The sequence below is a fragment of the Pseudofrankia sp. EUN1h genome (assembly GCF_001854645.1).
GTDB lineage: Bacteria > Actinomycetota > Actinomycetes > Frankiales > Frankiaceae > Pseudofrankia > Pseudofrankia saprophytica.
Window position 1 is genome coordinate 1 of record NZ_MBLN01000104.1, and the last position, 15,846, is coordinate 15,846.

The 15,846-nt window shown below is 69.5% G+C and carries 13 protein-coding genes; 4 read left to right on the plus strand and 9 right to left on the minus strand.

Translation table 11 applies throughout. From position 1 onward, the window contains the following. From BCD49_RS37635 to BCD49_RS37650, 4 genes are all read right to left on the minus strand, one after another. Positions 1 to 1,658 (minus strand): effector-associated domain EAD1-containing protein (locus tag BCD49_RS37635; RefSeq protein WP_131803645.1); only part of this gene is annotated, 1,658 nt, incomplete at its 3' end. Positions 1,659 to 2,013: 355 nt separating this feature from the next. Continuing rightward, positions 2,014 to 2,478 (minus strand): hypothetical protein, encoded by a 465-nt coding sequence (locus BCD49_RS37640; RefSeq protein ID WP_157845222.1) that lies wholly within the window; start codon positions 2,476 to 2,478, stop codon positions 2,014 to 2,016. A gap of 432 nt (positions 2,479 to 2,910) precedes the next feature. Then, a complete protein-coding gene (locus tag BCD49_RS37645) occupies positions 2,911 to 6,930 on the minus strand; it encodes a CHAT domain-containing protein (protein ID WP_083401942.1) in 4,020 nt (1,339 codons plus the stop codon). Between the two features lie 482 nt (positions 6,931 to 7,412). Continuing rightward, on the minus strand, positions 7,413 to 8,336 hold the full coding sequence (locus BCD49_RS37650; protein WP_007517649.1) for a response regulator transcription factor: 924 nt from the start codon (positions 8,334 to 8,336) through the stop codon (positions 7,413 to 7,415). 215 nt (positions 8,337 to 8,551) lie between these two features. On the opposite strand from BCD49_RS37650, the gene BCD49_RS37655 reads away from it, so the two are divergent. After that, positions 8,552 to 9,262, plus strand: a complete 711-nt coding sequence (locus BCD49_RS37655; protein WP_083401943.1) for an alpha/beta hydrolase — start codon at positions 8,552 to 8,554, stop codon at positions 9,260 to 9,262. 151 nt (positions 9,263 to 9,413) lie between these two features. Here the strand turns inward: BCD49_RS37655 and BCD49_RS37660 are convergent, their stop codons facing one another. Further along, positions 9,414 to 9,842 carry a hypothetical protein gene (locus BCD49_RS37660; RefSeq protein WP_157845223.1) on the minus strand — a complete coding sequence of 143 codons (429 nt, stop codon included), beginning with the start codon at positions 9,840 to 9,842 and terminating at the stop codon, positions 9,414 to 9,416. Positions 9,843 to 10,074: 232 nt separating this feature from the next. Between BCD49_RS37660 and BCD49_RS37665 the strand changes: the two genes are divergently transcribed. After that, a complete protein-coding gene (locus BCD49_RS37665) occupies positions 10,075 to 10,518 on the plus strand; it encodes a group II truncated hemoglobin (RefSeq protein WP_071042471.1) in 444 nt (147 codons plus the stop codon). A 221-nt stretch (positions 10,519 to 10,739) separates the two neighbouring features. On the opposite strand, the gene BCD49_RS37670 is transcribed toward BCD49_RS37665, so the two are convergent. Then, positions 10,740 to 11,570 carry an alpha/beta fold hydrolase gene (locus BCD49_RS37670; protein ID WP_071042472.1) on the minus strand — a complete coding sequence of 277 codons (831 nt, stop codon included), beginning with the start codon at positions 11,568 to 11,570 and terminating at the stop codon, positions 10,740 to 10,742. Between the two features lie 135 nt (positions 11,571 to 11,705). Here BCD49_RS37670 and BCD49_RS37675 point away from each other — a divergent pair, with 135 nt between their 5' ends. Then, positions 11,706 to 12,269, plus strand: a complete 564-nt coding sequence (locus BCD49_RS37675; protein ID WP_027140655.1) for a GNAT family N-acetyltransferase — start codon at positions 11,706 to 11,708, stop codon at positions 12,267 to 12,269. Positions 12,270 to 12,528: 259 nt separating this feature from the next. Here the strand turns inward: BCD49_RS37675 and BCD49_RS37680 are convergent, their stop codons facing one another. From BCD49_RS37680 to BCD49_RS37690, 3 genes are all read right to left on the minus strand, one after another. Beyond that, the gene (locus tag BCD49_RS37680; protein WP_007517640.1) at positions 12,529 to 13,203 is read right to left on the minus strand and encodes an ATP-binding protein; all 675 of its coding nucleotides are present in this window, start codon (positions 13,201 to 13,203) and stop codon (positions 12,529 to 12,531) included. 17 nt (positions 13,204 to 13,220) lie between these two features. After that, the gene (locus BCD49_RS37685) at positions 13,221 to 13,832 is read right to left on the minus strand and encodes a dihydrofolate reductase family protein (protein ID WP_007517638.1); all 612 of its coding nucleotides are present in this window, start codon (positions 13,830 to 13,832) and stop codon (positions 13,221 to 13,223) included. 210 nt (positions 13,833 to 14,042) lie between these two features. Next, complete coding sequence (locus BCD49_RS37690; RefSeq protein ID WP_007517636.1) at positions 14,043 to 14,510, minus strand: hypothetical protein; 468 nt, start codon at positions 14,508 to 14,510, stop codon at positions 14,043 to 14,045. Between the two features lie 468 nt (positions 14,511 to 14,978). Here BCD49_RS37690 and BCD49_RS37695 point away from each other — a divergent pair, with 468 nt between their 5' ends. Continuing rightward, positions 14,979 to 15,809, plus strand: coding sequence for an SAM-dependent methyltransferase (locus BCD49_RS37695; protein WP_007517634.1), 831 nt, complete (start codon positions 14,979 to 14,981; stop codon positions 15,807 to 15,809). Positions 15,810 to 15,846: the final 37 nt, after the last annotated feature.

The following is a 15,846-nucleotide window of genomic DNA, read 5'->3' on the forward strand; positions in this document are numbered from 1 at the left end:
TGGAACAGCGGCACCGCCTCCCCGACCCGGCCCAGGTCTTGCAGCACCGACGCCAGGTTGTTCAGGCGCGTGGCGACGACGGGGTGGTCGGGGCCATAGGCAGCCTCACCGATCGCGAGCGCCCGCTGAAACAGCGGCAACGCCTCGGCGGGTTGGGCCTGCTCCTGGAGAAACGTCGCTGTCCGGTCACACAGCCAGGACAGGTCGCCCGCCGTAGCAGGCGGGTCGGCCTGGCAGGGTGCCGCGAGACCAGTCGGATCGTCGGCGCTGTCCAGCACGGTGCGGGCGTGGGCAAGCAGCGCCCACCAGCGTGGCCAGCCTTCCGGGGCACGCGTGATGTTCTCAGGCAGGTCGGCACGCAGCAGCCCGACCAGGACCGCCACCAGCTCCGCGCGGCGGACCTCGCCGAGCTTGCGGCGGGTCGCGGCGGCCACCAACCGGTGTACCCACACCGCCGCGGTGTCCCGACTGGCCAGGCTGTAGCCGACCAGTGCCCCCACCAACCGCGCCCAGGCAAGCCGATCGCCCGCGGCCTCGGCCAGCAGCCCGCCACCGAGCAGCTCCGCCCGGCCCTCGAACAAGTCCAACGGCACCGGCTCCGGCGCGAACAGCGCCAACAGCTCCAGCAACTCCACCGCCGCCGGCGCCGTCACCGACAGCCGCTCGATGGACAGGTCCCACAACGTGGCGACCGTCTCCCCAGCTCGATCCGCGACCCCCCCAAGCGCGATCACGTCCTCCAACCGCTCGACCAGCCAGCTCGCCAGCTCCGCCAGCGGCGTACCGGTCTGCGCACAGAACCCCGCCGCCTGCTCCAACGCCAACGCCAGATCGCCGAGCAAATCGGCCACCCCGTCCGCCACCACCGGATCGACCCCTGCAAGCCGGTCGGACAACAGCGCCACCGACTCCGCCCGAGGCAATGTCGGTACCTGCACCGTCGCGCGCGGCCCACCCCAGCCGGCCCGCCGCGAGGTCACCAGCAGCCGGCCCCACCGGTCCGTCGGCCGCAACGGCGCCACCGCCGCCGGATCCTCGACATTGTCGAAGATCAGCAGCCACGGCCGGCCACGGCGCCGCAGCTCCGCGAACACCGCCGCCGGCTCCGCCCCGGTGGGCAACTCCAACGCCTCGCCCAGCTCAGCCAACCGGCCAGCAATCAGATCCGCCCGCTCCGCCGGCACCCACCACACCACGTCGAACTCGTCCTCATGCCGGTAGGCGTACTCAACCGCCAACGCCGTCTTACCGACCCCACCCATCCCGGCCAGCGCCACCACCGACACCGCAGCCCCCGCGGTCAGTTTGTTGGCCAACTCCGACAACTGCTCCTGGCGGCCCACGAACCCCACCACCGGCGGCGGGACGTTCCACACCGACGGCCCCGCCGGGCCATCGTCCCCACCCGCGGCAAAGACCTCGTTGCTGGGAAACTGCTCGCGGGCTGCCTCCAACAGCCGACGCCTACCATCGCGGACCGCGCCGGCCGCGAGCAGCCGCGAGACCTCCCACCAGAACTCCTCCGCACTCAGCCCATGCCAGGCGGGCTGGCTACGCCGGGGCAGGTCAACCGACACCAACAGCGGCCCCGCCGACATCAAGTCCCCGAACATCTCAGCGAACGCCCGGACCTCCCGGCCCGACAGACCGCGTGCCACCTTCGCCACCCCCGACAGCACAAGCCGACCAAGGGCGCACGGCCCGTCACGCTGGCAACCAGCATCCCATCCGCCACCCGAACCGGATGTTTGACCTTCTAGGGCTCATCGCCAGACTGATCCCACCTGACAGACACCTGTCACGCAGCGGTGAGTCCCCAGCCGGTCGGAGCCCTCCGCGGCGGACCTACCAATCGCTACGTAAAGGGAGCGGTTCCCGGCGGGGCATCGCTGAACGCGTTACACCGTCGTGTTCGAAGCGAAGGGTTCCGTCTCCCGGTGACGCAGGGTTCGTACCCGCTCCCCAGTCCGAGCCGAGCGGACCGGTCAGTTCTCGGTAGAAATGGCAGGGCCCCTACGTGAGACGGTAGGCGAGCTGGCCGAACGGGCAGGGCTCGACGCCGCGGCCCTCCCATCGTGGCGTCCCGTCGGGGCCGAGCCGAGGCTCGAGAACGACCGTCCGCCCGTCGACGGCCACCTCGGGCCAGGTGGTGTTGAGGTTGTCCATGACGTGGTCCTGGAGCGTCGAGGCGATCTCCATCGCTACACCCTCTGGGGTGTCCGCGAGGTCGTCGAGGCCCTTCACGTTGACGAAGCTCTTCCCGATCAAGTCGGCCACCTTGAGCAGCAGCAGATGGGCGGAGGGCTTGGTGGGGATGACCCAGGTATCGATGTCCGGAATCAGCGCTACGACGTCGCCGGGCCGCGCCGGGTCGAAGTCGATCAGCCGCACATCCCAGCCCGCCACGGGCGAGCCGGCGAAGTCGGCCAGGATGGCGGGCAGCCAGGCAGATACCGAGGCGTACTCCACACGAGTCAAGGTACTGACCAGGGTTCCGACGGGCGACGGGTTTATGCGGGCGCACCCTATGCGCATCCCAGGGCTGGTACCGGTCGCGCTGGCGCAGGCTCCAGGCCAGCATCAATTGGCAATGGGGCCGACTCCTGGTCCGCAACCGCGTTGCACACGCCGCACGGCTCGGACGCAGTACGCCGGCCACCGCACCGCCAGACCCCCGTTGACGAAGCCGTCCCCGAAACAGCCCCGAAGAAGCCGAAAGCGGTATAGGGCGATCGGGTAAACCTGCTGGTCAGCATCCCGGCGGAACGGGCAGGACGGCGCCCTCTCGTAGCGGCGGCCTGTCGTGCCGAGTCGCCGATTCTTGCGATCAAGAAGGCAGGGCGGGTACCGCGCGATGGCGGGCGGACGTGCTCGTGGAGCACGCCGTCGCGATTCCCCGCGTCCGCGGGGTCATGGGCCGGTGTGGATGTGGGAGGCCCACAGGGATGGCCGCGCGCTGGCGAGATCACGCAGCCGCCTGGTGGCGGCGTGCAGGGCGGTAGCCGGGTCGACGGGGATCCTCGCGGTCAGCGCCTTGTAGACATCGTCGGCGAGGCCGACGGCGACGCCGTCGTTGATCGGCCACAACGTGGCGATGACATGCCGGTAGCCGGCGAGCTGGAACGCGGACGCCAGATGGATCGCCTCGTCCGGCAGCCGCCCACCGGGACGGGCGGTCGAGCAGGCGGACAGGTAGGCCAGCTCGGCGTCGAGGCGCAGCCGCGCGACATCGACGACGGTGAACGAACGATCTCGGTGGTCGTGCAGCAGCAGCCGACTGGTCGATGGGTTGGCCAGATCGCTTGAGCCGTGGCAGGCGAAGTGCGCCCATCGTCCGGCGGGAAGCGCGGCGTGCACGGTCTTCCACCGGGCCTGCTCCCCGAGCAGGGCCGTGACTCTGCCGGGCAGATACCGACGCAGCGTGGCGAGTTCCGCCTCGGCTCCAGGCAGGTCGAGGCTGGCGTCGTCACCTGGGTTGCCAGGCGGGGCGGGCGTGCGCGGCATGACGACCGCGACCATCCGCCGTCCGTCGGCATCCGCGTGCTCGACGCTCGCGAGGCGGCGAGCGTGCGCCAGAGCGCGCAGGGTCGGAGTGTAGGAGGACACCACCTGATCGATCACGGTCGATGGGTGGGCCCCGATACGGGTCTCGTGCCGCCCCGCGGCATGCACCGGCAGGAACGACAGCATGCCCGACAGGCACCACCACACCCGCGGCAGCGCGCCTTCCGTGAGGGATGCCGCGAGGAGACCGTGCCGATCCATCTGACGGAGAACCGGACTGGCGAGCCGATCCCACAGCCAACCCAGGGTCGTGGACAGCCGGTCCTGCGCCTGGTCCTTCTCGTCCTTGGTCGTCCGCTGCGAGGACAGCGTCTCCACGGCGGTCATGAAGGCGAGCACCTCGTCGAAGACCGCCTGCGGCGTCAGGTCTCCAAGGTCCACAGGCTCACCGGCCCCGTCCTCGGTGAGAACCAGCGCGTACGAGCCGAACTCGGACACGGCAACCATCACGACCGACCCGCCGGCCGCTGCCCTGGCCAGCTCCGCCGCCGACTGCGGACGCAGGAATCCGTTGAACCCCGACCGGTTCCGGATCTCGGCGACCACCTCATCGAACTGCTCGCGGAGCCTCCGCCGGTACTGGACCAGCCCTCCGACGCCGTTCGGGCGACTGGCGTTCTCACCCGCCCCTGGCAGTGCGCCCCACTCGGCCGGCTCGGGCCGGTCGAGTTCAGCCGCCAGTGCGACGAACCGGTCATGTAACTCCGCGTGCCGTGCCTGGAGATCGTTCAGGTCGCCCCGGGTGTCCAGTGCCTGCCCCAGCAACACCCCTCGCCCTTGTTCGAACAGTTCCAGTGCCCGGTCTGGATCACCCGTCCGAACCGCGCACACCGCCGCGTCGGCGCTCAGCCCGCCCACCTCCGCGAGCAGTTCCTCCCGATCCGCCCGTGGCAACTCGCGCGCCACCACCTCACCCTGCAGGCCGAGCGCCGCGGTAAAACCTTCCACCGCCGCCTCCCACCGACCCCCGGCCGCAGCGGCGCTGCCCCACACCCTCGCGGCGCGAGCGCGTTGACGAGGCGACGCGACCTCCATCCCGGTTGCCTGTCCACTGACATTCATGGCGGCTTCCAGATCCGCGGGGTCGCCCGTTCGCTGAAACCGGACATGCAGGAACGTCGCGAGGTTCGCCAGGTACATGGCCTGCTCGGGATGGTCGGGGACCGCGGCCTCGATCGCCGATCGGCAAGCGTCCACCGCGGCGTTCAACTCGGCCGGTTCGGCGGTCCGTTCAAACCTGGTGTACAGGGCCATCCCCAGGTTTGACAGGTACATGGCCGTGTCGGGATGGTCGAATGGGCTCGCCGCCACCGCTTCCCGAGCCGCCTCTACTGCCGCGTGCAGGTCGGCAAGCTCCCTGGTGCGGTCAAAGCGCACCAGCAGAATCGTTCCGAGGTTCGAAAGGTATCCGGCACGGTCGGGGCGATCGCCGGCGGCGTCCGCCGCCGCCTGGCCCACCTCTACCGCGGCATCCAGATCCGTGGRCTCTCCCGTCCGCCCGAACCGGATCCGCAGGGCGAGCCCGAGGTTGGACAGTGTCCCGGCACGACGCGGGTGACCGGCCCCTGTGGCCGCCACCGCTGCCCGGCACATCTCCACCGCCGCGTCCAGATCCCCGAGCAGGCCGGTCCGCTCGGACCGCACCCGCAGCGCGAGCCCGAGGTTGGTCAGATAGATAGCCCGATCTGGGTGGTCAGGGACGATCTCCACCGCCGCCTTGCCGGCCTCGACCGCCGCATCCAGGTCCGCGAGCTCCCCGGTCCGCCCGAACCGCACCCGCAGCGCGAGCCCGAGATTCGACAGCATTCCGGCGCGGCCGGGCTCGTCCGCGGCGGTCGCCGCCACCGCCGCGCGCGCGACCTCCACCGAGGCTTCGAGATCCGTGAGAGCTCCGGTCCGTTCGAATCTCGCGCGCAGCGCGAGCCCGAGGTCCGACAGGCGACCGGCGAGGCCCGGCTCGCCGGGAGCGGTCGCCGCCACCGCTTCACGGCCCGCCTCGACTGCGGCGTCCAGGTCGGCGAGCGCTCCCGTCGACTGGAACCGGAGCAGCAGGGCGGACCCGAGTGCGGACAGGTAGGCGCCGCGGTACGCATTGCGGGCCGTCGAAGCCGCCACCGCCTCCCTGCACATCTCCACTGCCGTGTTGAGATCCGCGAGCGCTCCAGTCTGCTCGGAGCGGTCCCGCAGAACGATCCCGAGGCCGACCAGGTAAGTGGCACGGCCGGGATCGTCGAGTGCCGCGGCGGCGACTGCCGTCTGGCAGGCTTCCACCGAGGCGTCCAGGTCTGCGAGCGCCCCCGTCCACGAGGACCGTATTCGCAGGGCTTCCCCGAGATTTGCCAGGCGTCCGGCATAGTCCGGGTGGTCAGCCGTCGTGACCTCGACGGCAGCCCGGCTCGCGTCGACCGCGGCGTCCAGATCCGGCAACGCCCCGGTCCGCCCGAACCGCGCGTGCAGGGTGCCCCCGAGATTTGCCAGAAACCGAGCATGATCGGGGTGGTCGAGCGCGGTGGCGTCCACGGCCGCCCGGCCCACTTCCACCGCCGTGTCCAGATCCGCCAGCACTCCCGTCCGCTCGAACCGAACCCGCAGGGTCGTTCCGAGGTTGGACAGATACCCGCCCCAGTTCGGGTGGTCGGGCCCGGTGGCGTCCACGGCCGCCCGGCCCACTTCCACCGCCGTGTCCAGATCCGCCAGCACTCCCGTCCGCTCGAACCGAACCCGCAGCGCGCCGCCGAGGTTCACCAGGTACGCGGAGTGGTCGCGGCCACCGGCGACAGCGGCGTCCACGGCAGCCCGGCCCGCGTCGATGGCGGCATCCAGATCCGCGAGGTCGGCGAGGGCACCAGACCGCTCGAACCGGGCCTTGAGAGCCACCCCGAGGTTCGACAGCAGCGCGGCGCGGTCGAACGAGCCCTCCGGGAACGCGGTGAGCGCGCCGCGCAGGAGGTCGGCGGCCGCGCTCAGGGCGACGACGTCGCCGGTACGCAGACCGCGTTCGAGGAGCTCGACGGACTGGTTGGCCCAGTCGTGGGGAATCGCCGGCGAGACGCGCTGCAGTTGATGGAAGTAGGCCCGAGCCTCCACCGGAATCGCCGCGGGCTGGGCCCGGTGGACGGACTCCAACAGCCGAAGCGCGACGGCCAGATCGTGCTGGTCCTCGCCCACGGGCAACAGCAGATAGCGATACCAGTGCACCATGCCCGCCGAGTAGCAGACATCCAGATCCCTCGCCGGATCATGAACCGCCGCCACCAGCGCCTCTACCTCTGCCAACGCCTCGTCGTCCAGCACGACGGACGCATGATGATCGGTCGCAAATCTGGCGAGACGCGCCCGCACCGCGTCGAGTAGACGTTCCCGCATCTCTGAGCCCTCGTGCTCGCCGTATTGAACCGCCCCGGTCCTGCCCACTCCATGCGCTTTTTCGACGTCGTGCTCACGCCTCACACCGATCACTCAGCAGATCTGACCACGAAGGTTCTGAGCCAGGGCAGGCATCCGCCAGTTCCTCGACGTCGGCACCAGCCTCCCACCTGGCAAACCCCGCACAAGGCAGTTCAGGCAATCGCGCCACGGTCCCGGCCTCACCAGCACAGCGACCACTCACGCCAAACCAAGCCCCAAACCACAGATCTTCGCGGTGATGGGGTCGACGTGTACAAGACCCGTCGAACTTCGCTCGTGTGTAACCAAGGGGTGGTACCGATCGTGCTGGCGTAGGGGGCATGGCCGACCGCACTGCCCTGGGGCAGCTTCTCGATCTACAGGTACTCGCCGCGCAGTCGACGCTGTCGCCTGATGACCTCGTCAACGGATCACACGCCGGGCCGCCCTCAACGGTTTGATCAACGAACGCGATGCTTCTCGCCTGTGTCCGTGACGACGTCTGGCGCCACGAGGCCCGCCGGCGGCAGCTCGGCCCTGGTCGGCGGGGCCGGCCCCGCCGAAGCGGACCGGACGCCCGCGAGGCCGAGGCGCTGCGCCAGGAGCACGGCGTTCACGCGGTCGTGCACGCCGAGCTTGCGGTAGATCTTCTCCTGGTGCTTGACGACGGTGCGGGCCGAGATTCCCAGGCGGCGGGCGATCGCCACCGGGCTCAATCCGTCCGCAAGCAGCGCGAGGACGACGGTCTCACGGTCGGTGAGGCCCGCGTCGGCGGCCCTCGGCCCCGGTAGGGCCGGCGGCTCACCGATGGGCGCGAGGCCGCGTCGGAGGCGGTCGGTCTCGCGCAGGTGGCGCTCGATGGCGACGAGCAGCGGCTGCAGCCGGTCCAGGTAGGCTCGTTCGCGGTCATTGAACTCGCGGCCGGTGCGCGCGGCTCCGACGTAGTGCAGCTCCGAGCCGGCTCGCCGCAGCGGGATCAGAACCTGGGCGAACGAGCCTTCGAAGCGCTCCCGCGCCACCACATGCTCCTCCGAGGTCAGCCAGCCGTCGTCGGCGACCTCGCCCAGTGTCCGCGGTGCGAGGTCGACGCCGGTAGCGAAGCTGCGCACCAGCGGATGGACGGCGACCTCGGACGGCGTCCAGGGAATCCGCCCAGTCCAGGCGCCTCCGTCGAGCACCTGCGACCAGATGCCGCCGCTGGGCCACCGGACCTGGAAACAGCCGGCGAGACGAGCGTGGAGCACGGCCGCCAGTTCTCCGCAGACAGCCGGCCAGAACTCATGCGGGTTGTCCAGCAGCGAGATTGTCAAGTCCAGCAGCCGGTTCAGTTCGGCGTGTGACGGTGCTCCCACGATCTGCATCATGGCAGCCCGAGCGCGTCTCATCTACGCAAATCCTCGTATAGCCGGCACGGCGATCGCGCGGCATTCTCTTCGCAAGGGGACGACCGGTGGGTCCGTGGTGTCCGCGGCCGACGCCTGGTTTCGGACGGAGTCCCGGCGCTGCCCGCCGTGGTCCACTCGCCGTCCACGAAACCTGATCGGCCCGACTGCCGGGCTGTTCTCGCGTCCAGACCGTCATGGAGGAGTGATTCTTCGCGATGCCTACCGACAAGCCCGCCATTGTTTTGATCCACGGGGCGTTCGCCGATGCGTCCGGTTGGAGTGATGTGGTCGCGAGGCTTCAGGCCCTCGGCTTCACCTGTTACGCCCCGGCCAACCCGTTGCGCGGTGTGATCAGTGACGGTGAGTATATCCGCGCGTTCGTCTCCACTATCGACGGCCCGGTCGTGCTGGTCGGGCATTCTTACGGTGGCAGTGTGATCACCAACGCCAGCACGGGGAACGCCAACGTCAAGGCCCTGGTCTACGTTGCCGCCTTCGCGCCGGAGGAGGGTGAGGCGCTGGGTGCCGCGCTCGCGCTGGGTGACGGGAGCACCGACCTGGCCAAGCATCTGGTGCTCCGGCCCTATCCGGGCGCTCCCGAGGGCGACGCCGACGCGTATATCGATCCGGAGTACTTCCACGAGTTGTTCTGCGCCGATGTCGACGCGGGGCAGGCGGCGGCCATGGCGTCGAGCCAGCGCGGCTTCRCCGCGTCGTGCCTGTCGACGCCGTCGGGGACGCCAGGGTGGCGCACGATTCCGAGCTGGTATCTCGTGGCGGCGAACGACGCAACGATCCCACCGGAGGCCGAGCGGGTGATGGCGGCGCGCGCCGGCGCGCACACAATCGAGGTGGCCAGCTCCCACGTGGCCATGGTCAGCCACCCGGTGGAGACGGCCGACCTGATCATCGCCGCCGCCAGCTGACGATCGCCGAGCCCGGCCCACCGGCGGTCCCCACGCTCGGTGGACCGGGCTCGGCGCGCGGGTCCGCTTCGATCTCGCTGCTGCCCACCCGCCACCGCCTTGCGGTAAATCGGGCATGTGTAGCCCGGGGTGTGCCGGCCATGCTTGCCGGCTAGATCTCCTCGTCCTTCGCCATCTCGTCCCATGGAAGATCGCGAAGATCGAGGCCAGCGGTCTCATCCGACGGGAGCACCGCGGTGGGCTGCATCCACACCACAACGAGCCGCGATCGGTACAGAGGCGCGTCCGGACCGGTGTCTACGGCGCTGGACTCGAACATCCCGACGCAGATCACTCGGGGCAGCAGTTCCTCGGGTCCGAAGGGTAGGTGCCGCCCGGGCTGTGCTTCCGGATACTCTCTGATCGGTGGAATGACGTGCACAGGCGATCCGGGAAAGCGGTGCGCACCCTGCTGCGGCAGATTTGCGACCATCCTGTCATTGATGTATCTGAACGGGTAGCCCTCGATCAGGCCGTCGTACGTTCCCGTCATCCAGACCTGGCTGAGATAGGTCCGGCGGCCGGACGACAGTGTGATCATGGTGAGGGCCATGCCCCGCAGGCTACCGCCAACGGCTACTTCTTGATCACAGGTGCATGTCGGGCGCCAGCGCCGGGCACGTTGTGTGTGCAATCCGGGGGCGTGCGCGACCAAGGGCTGGTACCGATCTTGGTCGTGCGCGCCCGCGCCGCCGCGCGGTACGCCGGGTGAACGCTTTCTATGGTGTCGGTACGGGGGGTTCTTCTCCGCAACGACGGCCCGGAGGCATCCTGTGACAAAGTCGTTGTACGAGCACGCGGGCGGCGACGAGGGCCTGCATCGACTCGAGGAACTGTTCTACGCGAAGGCACTGGCTGACCCGGTGCTGCGGACACTGTTCACCGAGCGGGTGGCGACCCACGTCGACCACCTGACGTGGTTCACCGCCGAGTCGTTCGGCGGACCTGACCGTTTCACCAGGCAGCTTGGCTTCCAGTATCTCATCGACGTGCACCGCGGTCTGAAGATCACCGATGAGCAGCGGGACAGGTTCGTCACCGCGTATCTCGAGGCGCTGGACGAGGCCGGCATGCCAGACGACGCGCCGTTCCGGCAGGCGTTCCGCGAGCATGTCGAGTTCGGAGCCCAGGTCGCTCAGCAGAACTCTCACGCCRTCACTGACTCCGATCTGCACCCCATCCGCGAGGTACCGACCTGGAACTGGCCGGAGGACTGATCGAAGTGGAGTCCGCCGACACGGGCTCCGCCTCGCGTGTGCGGCGCGGCGGTGGTACCGGTCGTGGTCGGCCAGGATGGCGGGCAGCCAGGCAGATACCGAGGCGTACTCCACGCGAGTCAAGGTACTGACCATGGTTCCGACGGGCGACGGATCTACGCCGAAGCACCCTATGTGCAACCCGAGGCTGGTACCGATCGTCCTGGCTCACGCCGAGCTGGTTACACCGTGGCGAAGGCCGTGAGGATCGCGTCGCGGACCACGGATGGTTGTTCGACCCAGGGGGCATGCCCGGCGGCGTCGAACACGATCCGGCTTGCGGCAGGCAGGGCCGCGAGAAGGGAGTCGGTCGCCTGCCAGGGGCGCGGGTCGTCAGAGCCGAGGAGCATGGTGACCGGTCGACGCAGGCCGGCGRCAAGGGTGAGGAGATCCGCCGTGTCGCGATCCGCCCAGAGCTGCCGATGGGCCGCGGCGTTCACCTCGACGTCCGGGGGGCGGGTAGCCCACAGGGCGGCGGCGTGGTCGAGGGCGGCGGGACCAGGCGAGAAGTCAGGCCGCCACTGCAGCAGGCACCACTCGCGCTCCTCGGCTGGGTCACGTTGGCGACTGCCAAGCTCTGTCCACCGAAGCAGGTCCGCTCCCAGACGGCGCTCCCGCTCGGCGACGTATCCGTCACGAAATCCGTCGCCCGCGCCGACTCCGGCGATGTAGACGACGCCGGCGACATGGCCGGGAAAATGCGCGGCGTAGCGCAGGGCGAGCTCGGCGCCCCAGGAGTGCCCGACCACGCCCCAGCGATCGACTCCTAACGCGGCCCGCAGCTGGTCCAGGTCGTTCACAGCCTGCTCGACGGTGAACCGCCCGCCGCCGCCGTCAGTGGACCGTCCGCAGCCGCGCTGATCGAATCTGATCACCGTGAACACGTCGTCCAACAGCGCGGCCAGGGGCGCGAGGTAATCCCACAGTCCCGGGCCGCCATGGCACAGCACAAGTGGTGGGCCGTTACCGCTGACCGCGGTCCACAACAGCGTGCCGTCGGACAGCTCGACCACGCCGTGATCCTATAACCGTGATCCCGGAGCGGTGCCGATCGCGCTCGCTCACAGACCAGGCGCGGTCGTGTTCCCGATCCACGTCGACCGAGAAACGGGTTGCCGTCGTCGCCAGGCGCCCTTACCGTCCGGCGCGTGAATCTTCGCCGTGAGTCAGCCCGTGATCGGGAGTCCGTGCGAAACGTCGTCACACGGGCATTCGGYGGCGAGCACGGAAAGGTCGTGTCGGGCCTCGTCGACGACCTTCGCGCCACCATCACGCCTGGTGACGGCCTTTCGCTCGTCGCCGAGCACGATGGCAAGGTCGTCGGTCACGCGATGTGGACACGCAACCTGCTCGACGCGCCCCGGCGGCTGGTCGAGGTCCAGGTCCTCAGCCCACTGGCGGTGGTTCCCGAGCACCAGAAACGCGGTATCGGCTCGGCCCTCATCCACCGCGGACTCGACATCCTCGCCGAATCCTCGGTGCCCCTCGTCTTCCTCGAGGGTGACCCCGGCTACTACCGTCGCTTCGGCTTCGTGCCCGGCGGGGACCTGGACTTCCGCAAGCCGTCGCTGCGCATTCCGGACGCGGCCTTCCAGGTCGTCACACTTGCGGCCTACCAGCCGTGGATGACGGGGACACTGGTCTACTCGGAACTGTTCTGGCGGCACGACGCGGTCGGTCTCCGCGAGCCCGAGACGGAGACGATCACCTAGTTGGACGTGCGCGACCCGGGGCCGCTACCCGGCGCCTTTGCGTAGGGCGGGTCACGTCTGGTGGCGGCCCGCCGTGAGCGGTCAGGCCGCGAGCCCTGGGACCACGTCATGCCGGGCGAGCAAGGTGAGCAGGGGTTCGTGGCCTTGGTGATGTCCCACTGCTTCGCGGCGAGGCCGGCGATCCGGACGCCTGCGAGGTTGTTCTCGTACACGCCCGGGCGCTGCTGGTCTGACCCCCGGAAGGCGGGCCCCGCCGACGTCAGGCGTCCCAGCGGATGTGGCGAATTTGGACGGCGAGTTGGCGGGCCTGGCGAATGAGCGGTCTGGTCGCCTCTGGCGCGAGGGCGATTCCCGCGTGTGTGGCGATGTCGTCGGCGACGGCGGAGATGGACAGCTTGTCCGTGTGGACGTGACGGGCGAACGCGGGCATCTGGAGGATGTCGAGGGAACGGCTGAGTCGGCGGCCGCTGTAGCTGCGGGAGGTTTCGCCGCGGCGGTGGATGCGCCTGGTCATGGTCGCGGGGGTCGCGAGCAGGGTGACGTAATGGACGCGGTGTCCGGCGGCTGTGACCGCGGCCGTCAGCTCGGCGAGCAGTTCGGGATTGAGGACGGTCATGGGTGCGATTACGGGGTCCTCGCCGCCTTGTAGGGCCAGAGTGAGCATCTCGCCTACCGCGTGCGGCCACAGGGGGATCTGTCGGAAGTCGATGCGCCGAGCCTTTGGCAGCATCTTGCGCATCGCGAAGCCGAGGTGTTCGGGGTCGCTGACGAAGCTTCCGGGCAGTCTGCGGTGGAGGTTGTAGGCGACCTGGGTCTTCCCGACGGCGTTCGGACCGTTGATCCAGATCAGGGTCGCCACGGCGGGAAGCATAGCCAAGCAGGATTTCGAAAAGATCGGGCGTCCGGGCAACCTCGTGTCCACCACCACCACCACCGGCCGCCGCCTCCGAGCTACGTGCCGATGCGCGCGCGGGGTATGTCGTACACGACGTGGGTGACACGGCTGCCCTGGATGATCTGCGCGGCGTCCGCGAGCAGGACGGGGTCACCGGGCCCACCTACGCCGAAGAACGGCCGGCCGGAGCCGAACACCACTGGCACTACGCTCATCACTACGCGGTCGATAAGCCCGAGCCGCAGTGCCTGGCCGCCGACGTTCCCAGCGGTGACCGTGACGTCACGATCACCTGCGTACTCCCTTGCCTGTGTGATCGCGGCCCTGACGTCGTCGACGAACGTGAACGGCGCCTCGTCGGCGTAGTCCCAGGCAGTCGGTGCCTTGTGGGTGACCACGAAGACATGCTCGCCGGCCGCCGGGCGTCCGTGCCAGCCGTTGGTGAGGTCGAACAGCCGCCGCCCGATCACCGCGGCGGCCACGTTCGCGTGCTGGGTCAGCATGAACTCGGCGGACGCGTGGGTCGTGTGGAACGCCCGCTCGTCGTCGTGAAAGGTCCAGGTGACCTCGCCGTTGCCGTACCAGTCGAACAGCGGTCCGACTGCGTCGTCGAGGTCGGCGACGAACCCGTCCAGGGAGACCGCCGCACTCATGATCGCGATGCCCATGTCTGTTCTCTTCCGCTTGGAGTACCGACGGAGGGGCAGACTGGGCGCGAGCCCTCAACTCATCGGTTGACGAGAAGTGTGGTGAACCGGGTACGGGGACCACGGTTCCGCATCGGAACGGTGAGCCGGGCTMCTGAGTGCGGGCTGCCACTGCCCTGTGCTGTCGGTCGACAAGCCAGCCGCCTTCGCGCCAGGGTTACGGTGACGTCGTCAGGGGCGGTTGAGTGCCCAGGCGGCGGCCAGGGCCAGACCTGTGAAGAGAAGCACCAGCACTACGCCGCCGAGGAAGAAGAACCCGACCGTCTTCACCAGCGCGACAGCCACCGGGACGGTGGCGGCCAGGACGAGGAAGCCGCGGGCGGTGACTGGTGCCCGCAGCAGCGTGAGCCACGTCCTGGCCGGGCCCTGCCCTTCCTGGCTCAGGTCCGTCATCACGGCCGGGACCAGTCGCAGCGTCCCCCACGACAGGGCGGCGAACGCGACGGACAGTCCGAGGGCGTAGAGGAAACCGACTGCGCTGCCGAACGCGTTGAACGACGCACCAGCGCCGACGGCGGTGCAGACGAACGCGAGGTACCAGGGCACGGTCCGGTCCTGTCGGGCCTGGCCGGCCAGCCGGCGAGCCTGCGCCATGCGCTCGGCGCGCCGAGCGCCCCTCGTGGAACCCGCGACGTCCATCGGTGATCTGCTCCCTCCGCACGGCTCACGAACCCACTGATGCTCCACGTCCATCGTCTCGCCCCGGATCCGAGGACGCAGGGAATCGCCGGATTCGGCCGCAGGCCATGGCTCGCGAGCCATGGCCTGCGGCGCTTCCTCCGTCGGCGGTCTCAGGCCGCCGACAGGGCGGTCAGGTGCCGTGACAGGAATGGCCGGCGCGACGACCGAGGTCAGGGGTGTCCGTCGCCGATCCGGAGACGTTGCGGCGGTCGCTGGCGGGCTTCGGACGCTCGATGACTGGCTGTAACCCCGGCACGCCGACATGCCCCGGATGCAGGCGCGTGCGCGGCTCCGGCGGTCGCCCAACGGGGTGGGCCCGTGTCGGAGTGAAGTGTCGATGGTGTAGGAATTGTGCTGATCAGTTCACTACGGGTGTTTGATCATGATATGGGCCGCTTGGCCGGGACTCGACGAGGAAGGACGTGGATGTCCGACCAGCAGCAGGAACTCGGCGCCGCCACCGCGCAGCCGGAGCCAGCCGAGATCGACGTGACCCGGCCGAGCATCGCCCGGGTGTATGACGCGGTCATCGGCGGCAAGGACAACTTCGAGGTCGACCGGGCCATCGCCGCGGAGGCGCTGCGGATCGTGCCGGAGATCGGCGACGTGGGCCGGTACAACCGGGCCATCCTCCGTCGGGGCGTCACCTTCCTGGCCAGGGAGGCCGGGATCCGCCAGTTCGTCGACCTCGGCTCGGGGCTGCCGACCGTCGAGAACACGCACCAGGTGGCTCAGCGCCACGCGCCGGACGCGCGGGTCGTGTACGTCGACAACGACCCGATCGTGCTCGCGCACGGGCGTGCCCTGCTGGCCGAGAACGACAACACGGACGTCGTCACCGCCGATCTGCGCGAGCCGGCCGACGTCCTCGCCCGCCCCGAGATCGCCAAGCACATCGACCTGTCCCAGCCGGTGGGTGTGCTCCTCATCGGGGTCATCCACCATCTCGGTGACGACGAGGACCCGGACGGGATCGTGGCCACCTACCTGGACGCCGTGCCGTCAGGGAGCTACCTCTTCCTGACCCACTTCTGCGCGTCCAGCCCGGATGCTCTGGCGCTCGAGGACGCCATGCTGCGAGATCTGGGCACCGGTCGGTTCCGCACCCTGGAAGAGATCACCGGTTACTTCCAGGGGCTGGAACTACTGGACCCGGGTGTGGTCTACCTGCCCGAATGGCGGCCCGACGAGCCGGTGAACCACCCGTTGACGGTGGGGCAGCGCCTGATGGCCGGCGGGATCGCTCGCAAGCCGTAGCTGTTGGCGTATGTCTGTGTCCAGGCGGCTGAAGCCG

Coding starts and splice junctions, on each gene's coding strand:
- BCD49_RS37690 (WP_007517636.1), bottom strand. CDS start 14,510: ATGGACGTCGCGGGTTCCACGAGGGGCGCTCGGCGCGCCGAGCGCATG.
- BCD49_RS37650 (WP_007517649.1), bottom strand. CDS start 8,336: ATGAGACGCGCTCGGGCTGCCATGATGCAGATCGTGGGAGCACCGTCA.
- BCD49_RS37685 (WP_007517638.1), bottom strand. CDS start 13,832: ATGGGCATCGCGATCATGAGTGCGGCGGTCTCCCTGGACGGGTTCGTC.
- BCD49_RS37695 (WP_007517634.1), top strand. CDS start 14,979: ATGTCCGACCAGCAGCAGGAACTCGGCGCCGCCACCGCGCAGCCGGAG.
- BCD49_RS37660 (WP_157845223.1), bottom strand. CDS start 9,842: ATGATCACACTGTCGTCCGGCCGCCGGACCTATCTCAGCCAGGTCTGG.